The 5,505-nt window shown below is 73.4% G+C and carries 5 protein-coding genes; 4 read left to right on the forward strand and 1 reads right to left on the reverse strand.

The annotated features are described in order from the left end of the window. The first annotated feature begins 22 nt into the window (after positions 1–22). The 3 genes from HCN52_RS21445 to groL all read left to right on the forward strand — a co-directional run bounded on the left by HCN52_RS21445 (position 23) and on the right by groL (position 3,235). Positions 23–928, forward strand: a complete 906-nt coding sequence (locus HCN52_RS21445; protein ID WP_209314830.1) for a polysaccharide deacetylase family protein — start codon at positions 23–25, stop codon at positions 926–928. Between the two features lie 270 nt (positions 929–1,198). Next, a complete protein-coding gene (groES, locus tag HCN52_RS21450; RefSeq protein ID WP_167935241.1) occupies positions 1,199–1,507 on the forward strand; it encodes a co-chaperone GroES in 309 nt (102 codons plus the stop codon). Between the two features lie 111 nt (positions 1,508–1,618). After that, on the forward strand, positions 1,619–3,235 hold the full coding sequence (gene groL, locus HCN52_RS21455; RefSeq protein WP_167972301.1) for a chaperonin GroEL: 1,617 nt from the start codon (positions 1,619–1,621) through the stop codon (positions 3,233–3,235). A 169-nt stretch (positions 3,236–3,404) separates the two neighbouring features. Here groL and HCN52_RS21460 read toward each other — a convergent pair whose 3' ends face one another. Then, complete coding sequence (locus HCN52_RS21460) at positions 3,405–4,208, reverse strand: SDR family NAD(P)-dependent oxidoreductase (protein WP_168090093.1); 804 nt, start codon at positions 4,206–4,208, stop codon at positions 3,405–3,407. 138 nt (positions 4,209–4,346) lie between these two features. Here HCN52_RS21460 and HCN52_RS21465 point away from each other — a divergent pair, with 138 nt between their 5' ends. Continuing rightward, entirely contained in the window at positions 4,347–5,288 is a 942-nt protein-coding gene (locus tag HCN52_RS21465; protein ID WP_168090094.1) for a LysR family transcriptional regulator, read from the forward strand. Positions 5,289–5,505 lie beyond the last annotated feature (217 nt).

Below are 5,505 nucleotides of genomic sequence, written 5' to 3' on the forward strand. Positions count from 1 at the left end.
CCCCGGCACCGCGCCGCCCGGCCTGCCGGAGCTCACCGCCGCCGGTGACGACCGCGCGGACGGCGACGGACGAGCTGCCGAGGCCGCCCCCGGCCCGCAGGCGCCACCGCTGGTCGGCTGGCCGTTCTCCCCGAGCGGTGCGCTCGCCCTCGGGGCCCCGCAGGCCCGGACCGTCTCCGGGCTGGTCTCCGCCTACGCCGACCGCCTGGAGCGCGCCGAACAGCTGCGGACCCGCGCCGTCGGGAGCTGGAAGCTGGCCAAGGCGCCGCTGCGCGCCCCCGCGCCGCCCCGGAAGAAGCCGGAGCTGGTCACCGAGCGCGGGCACATCACCGGCAAGGGGCTGCCGCCGGTCATCACGCAGGTGCCGACCAAGGACAAGGTCGTCTTCCTCACCATCGACGACGGTGCGGAGAAGGACCCCGAGCTGCTGCGCATGATGCGCGAACTCGACATCCCCTACAGCAGCTTCCTCACCGACTACGTCTCCCGTGACGACTACGGCTACTTCCGCACCATGCGGAAGGAGGGGGCCCGCATCCAGAACCACTCGGTGACCCACAAGGAGATGCCGCGGCTGTCCTTCGCCGAGCAGCGCAAGGAGATCTGCGACCAGCAGGACACGTTGGAGAAGGAGATTGGGGAGCGGCCCACGATGTTCCGGCCGCCCTACGGCGCCTACAACCGGGACACGCTCAAGGCCGCAGCCGAGTGCGGGGTGGACGTGGTGCCGCTGTGGACCGCCGAGGCGTTCGCCGACCGCATGGAGTGGGGCCGCGGGGACGGCAAGCTCTACCCGGGGGACATCATCCTCACCCACTTCCGCGGCAAGGGGCAGTGGGGCGGCAGCATGACCGACATGGTGCGGCTCGTCGTGCGGACCGCCACCGAACAGGGGTACGCCATCGGGCGTCTGGAGGACTACGTCTGACCGTTCGTGAGATGACGACGGGCATGTCGTCGCAGGTGGGAGCAGGGGTGGCGGGTGCGGCCCGGTCGTCGTCGCGGCGACCGGGCCGACGCACATTGGCACTCTGGTTGACTGAGTGCTAACCGGGGCATAGTCTCGCTGTTGGCACTCTCCCCGTGGGAGTGCCAACAGCACGCGACAGGCAGGTCCGGCACCCGCGACGACGGATCCGCAGGTCGCGTCACCTACAGACATTGACCCCGTGAGATCTCCGAAGGGGGAGGTCGGATCGTGACGACCGCCAGCTCCAAGGTTGCCATCAAGCCGCTCGAGGACCGCATCGTGGTCCAGCCGCTCGACGCCGAGCAGACCACGGCCTCCGGCCTGGTCATTCCGGACACCGCCAAGGAGAAGCCCCAGGAGGGCACCGTCCTTGCCGTCGGTCCGGGTCGCTTCGAGGACGGCAACCGCCTGCCGCTCGACGTGAAGGTCGGCGACATCGTGCTCTACAGCAAGTACGGCGGCACCGAGGTGAAGTACAACGGCGAGGAGTACCTCGTCCTCTCGGCGCGCGACGTTCTCGCCATCATCGAGAAGTAATTCTCCACGCTGTGAGGCCCGCGCCCCGGCTCCCCGCAGGAATGCCGGGAGTAGGGGCGCGGTGCCGTTCGCGTACGAACAGACGTTTCAAGGAATAGGGACACGCAAGCCATGGCGAAGATCCTGAAGTTCGACGAGGACGCCCGTCGCGCGCTGGAGCGCGGCGTCAACCAGCTCGCGGACGCGGTGAAGGTGACCATCGGCCCCCGGGGCCGCAACGTCGTCATCGACAAGAAGTTCGGTGCGCCGACCATCACCAACGACGGCGTCACCATCGCCCGCGAGGTCGAGGTCGAGGACGCGTACGAGAACCTCGGCGCGCAGCTGGTCAAGGAAGTCGCGACCAAGACCAACGACATCGCCGGCGACGGCACCACCACCGCGACCGTGCTGGCCCAGGCGCTCGTCCGCGAGGGCCTGCGCAACGTGGCTGCGGGTGCCTCTCCGGCCGCCCTGAAGAAGGGCATCGACGCCGCCGTCAAGGCCGTCACCGAGGACCTCCTGGCCGCCGCCCGGCCGATCGACTCCAAGGAAGACATCGCCGCCGTCGCCGCGCTGTCCGCCCAGGACCCCCAGGTCGGCGAGCTGATCGCCGAGGCCATGGACAAGGTCGGCAAGGACGGCGTCATCACCGTCGAGGAGTCCCAGACCTTCGGTCTGGAGCTGGACTTCACCGAGGGCATGGCCTTCGACAAGGGCTACCTCTCGCCCTACATGGTCTCCGACCAGGAGCGCATGGAGGCCGTCCTCGACGACCCCTACATCCTGATCCACCAGGGCAAGATCTCCTCCATCCAGGACCTGCTGCCGCTGCTGGAGAAGGTCATGCAGGCCGGCGGCTCCAAGCCCCTGCTGATCATCGCCGAGGACGTCGAGGGCGAGGCGCTCTCCACCCTCGTCGTCAACAAGATCCGCGGCACCTTCAACGCGGTCGCCGTCAAGGCCCCCGGCTTCGGCGACCGCCGCAAGTCGATGCTGGCGGACATGGCCACCCTCACCGGTGCCACCGTGATCTCCGAGGAGGTCGGCCTCAAGCTCGACCAGGCCGGTCTCGACACCCTCGGCACCGCCCGCCGCGTCACCGTCACCAAGGACGACACCACGATCGTCGACGGCGCCGGCAGCTCCGAGGACGTCGCCGGTCGCGTCGCGCAGATCAAGGCCGAGATCGAGTCCACCGACTCGGACTGGGACCGCGAGAAGCTCCAGGAGCGCCTGGCCAAGCTCGCCGGCGGCGTCTGCGTCATCCGCGTCGGTGCCGCCACCGAGGTGGAGCTCAAGGAGAAGAAGCACCGCCTCGAGGACGCCATCTCCGCCACCCGCGCCGCGGTGGAGGAGGGCATCGTCTCCGGCGGTGGCTCCGCCCTGGTGCACGCCGCCAAGGTGCTGGAGGGCTCCCTCGACCTCGCGGGCGACGAGGCCACCGGTGCCGCCGTGGTCCGCCGCGCCGCCGTCGAGCCGCTGCGCTGGATCGCCGAGAACGCCGGCCTGGAGGGCTACGTCATCACCTCCAAGGTCGCCGAGCTCGACAAGGGCCAGGGCTTCAACGCCGCCACCGGCGAGTACGGCGACCTGGTGAAGGCCGGCGTCATCGACCCGGTCAAGGTCACCCGCTCCGCCCTGGAGAACGCCGCCTCCATCGCCTCCCTGCTGCTCACCACCGAGACCCTCGTGGTGGAGAAGAAGGAAGAGGAGCCGGAGGCCGGCGGTCACGGTCACGCCCACTGACCCACCGCCGCACCGCGGCCCGCCTCTCCGGCGGGCCGCCCCGCGCACCACGGTGCCCCCGGACCGGTCGGTCCGGGGGCACCGGCGTGCACGGATCCCGTCGCGCGCCGCCCCCGCGCGATCCCGTCCCCGGGCGCGTGATGCGGCGCGCCGCGGGCACCGCGCCGCATCAGGGCAGCTGCGGGGAGTCCGAGCCGCCGCGCTTGGGGCCGTACTTGCGGCCCGCCCGGGAGGAGACGCCGCCCAGCGCCGACCGGGGCACCAGCTTCGACGCGCCCAGCAGCACCTTGTACCGCGGGTCGGGCACCGAGAGCGACCGCCCCCGGGCCAGGTCCCGCAGGCCGGCGTCCACCACCCGGTCCGCGTCCAGCCACATCCACCCCGGGATCGACGAGGTGCCGATCCCCGCCCGCTGGTGGAACTCGGTCCGGACGAACCCCGGGCAGAGCGCCATCAGCCGGACGCCGCTCCCGGCCAGGTCGTGCGCGGCCCCCTGGGTGAACTGCACCACCCAGGCCTTGGTGGCCCCGTAGGTGCCGCGCGGCACGAACGCGGCGACCGACGCCACGTTCACCACCCCGCCGCGTCCCCGGCGCCGCATCGGCTCCGCCGCCGCGGAGGTCAGCCGCAGCACTGCCTCGCAGTGGACCCGCAGCATCCGCAGCTCGTCCGCGACCGGCACCTCCAGGTAGCCGCCCTTCAGCGCGAACCCCGCGTTGTTGACCAGCAGGTCCACCGGGTGGCGGGTGTCGCCCAGCCGCTCCTCGACGGCGACCAGCCCGTCCTCCTGAGCCAGGTCCGCGGTGAGCACCGCCGCCTCGACCCCGTGCCGGTCGTGCAGTTCGGCGGCCTGCCGCTCCAGGCGTTCGGTGTCCCGCGCGACCAGCACGAGGTTGTGCCCGTCCAGGGCCAACCGCCGAGCGAACGCGGCCCCGAGCCCGGCCGTTGCTCCCGTGATCAATGCAGTTGTCATGGCACGACCGTAGCCGCCCGGGGCCCGTCCCGCGCCTGTCGCCCCGGCGGGGCGCACGCCCCCGGGAGCGCGACCGGCGGGCGTCGCCGCCGGTCGGCGCGGGCGGCGGCGCCCCTCGCGCGCTCCTATCCTGGGTGCATGTTCGAAGCCCGCCACCTGAGGGTCTTCCGGGCCGTCGCCACCACCGGTTCCTTCTCGGCCGCCGCGCGGGAGCTGGGCATCACCCAGCCCGCCGTCAGCCAGCAGATCCGGGCCCTCGAAGGCGCGGCCCACACCCCGCTGCTCACCCGCGACGGCCGGACCCTGCGGCTGACCGAGGCGGGGGAGGCGCTGGCGCGCCACGCCGACGGCGTGCTCGCCGCGCTCGGCGCCGCCGAGGCGGAGGTCTCCGCCATCGCCGGGCTGCGCGCCGGACAGGTCCGGCTGGTCTCGTTCCCCAGCGGCAGTTCCACCCTGGTCCCCGCCGCACTGGCGGCGCTGCGGGCCCGCCACCCGGCGCTCCGGGTCTCCCTCTCCGAGGCCGAACCGCCGCGCTCGGAGGAACTGGTCCGGGCAGGCGCCTGCGATGTCGCGCTGGCCTTCCGCTACCCGGACGCCCGCGGCGAGGAGCCCTGGGAGGGGCTGGTGGCCCGGCGGCTGCGGTCGGACCTGCTGGTCGGGGTGCTCCCGGCGTCCCACCGCCACGCCGGCGCCGCCGAGGTGCCGCTGCGCGACCTGGCCGACGAGCCGTGGATCGCCGGCTGTCCGCGCTGCCGCGAGCAGTTGGAGCGGGTCTGCGCCGCGGAGGGCTTCACCCCGCGCGTCGACCTGGCGACCGACGACTACCCGGCGGTGGTCGCGCTGGTCGGCGCGGGGCTGGGGGTGGCGGTGCTGCCGCAACTGGCGCTGGAGCCGGTCCGGCCGCGAGGCGTGCGGGTGGTGCCGGTGACCCCGCCCACCCGCCGGGAGATCGTGGCGCTCACCCTTCCCGGGCTGGCCGGGGTGCCGGCGGTCGCGGCGCTGCTGGACGCGCTGGCGGAGTGCGGGGGCCCGGCGCTGCCGGGCGACGACGGCACGGTGGCGGCGGCCGGCACCGGGTGAGCCGACCGGGGTGCGTCGGGTGGCGGCCGATGCCCCGCGAGGTGACGGAGCGTGAGCGGTGCCGGGGCGCGCGGGGTGCGCTGCGGGAGCGCGGCCGCCGCCGAGGGCTCGGCCATTCGGCCCAACGTGGGTGGTGCGCCGGAGCGCGTCGGCTTTCGGCGCTCGCGCACGGACCCGGTGCGGACGCCCGCCGTCCGGCGGTCACGGTGGGTGGCCG

It is taken from the genome of Streptomyces bohaiensis (assembly GCF_012033785.1).
Lineage (GTDB): Bacteria > Actinomycetota > Actinomycetes > Streptomycetales > Streptomycetaceae > Streptomyces > Streptomyces bohaiensis.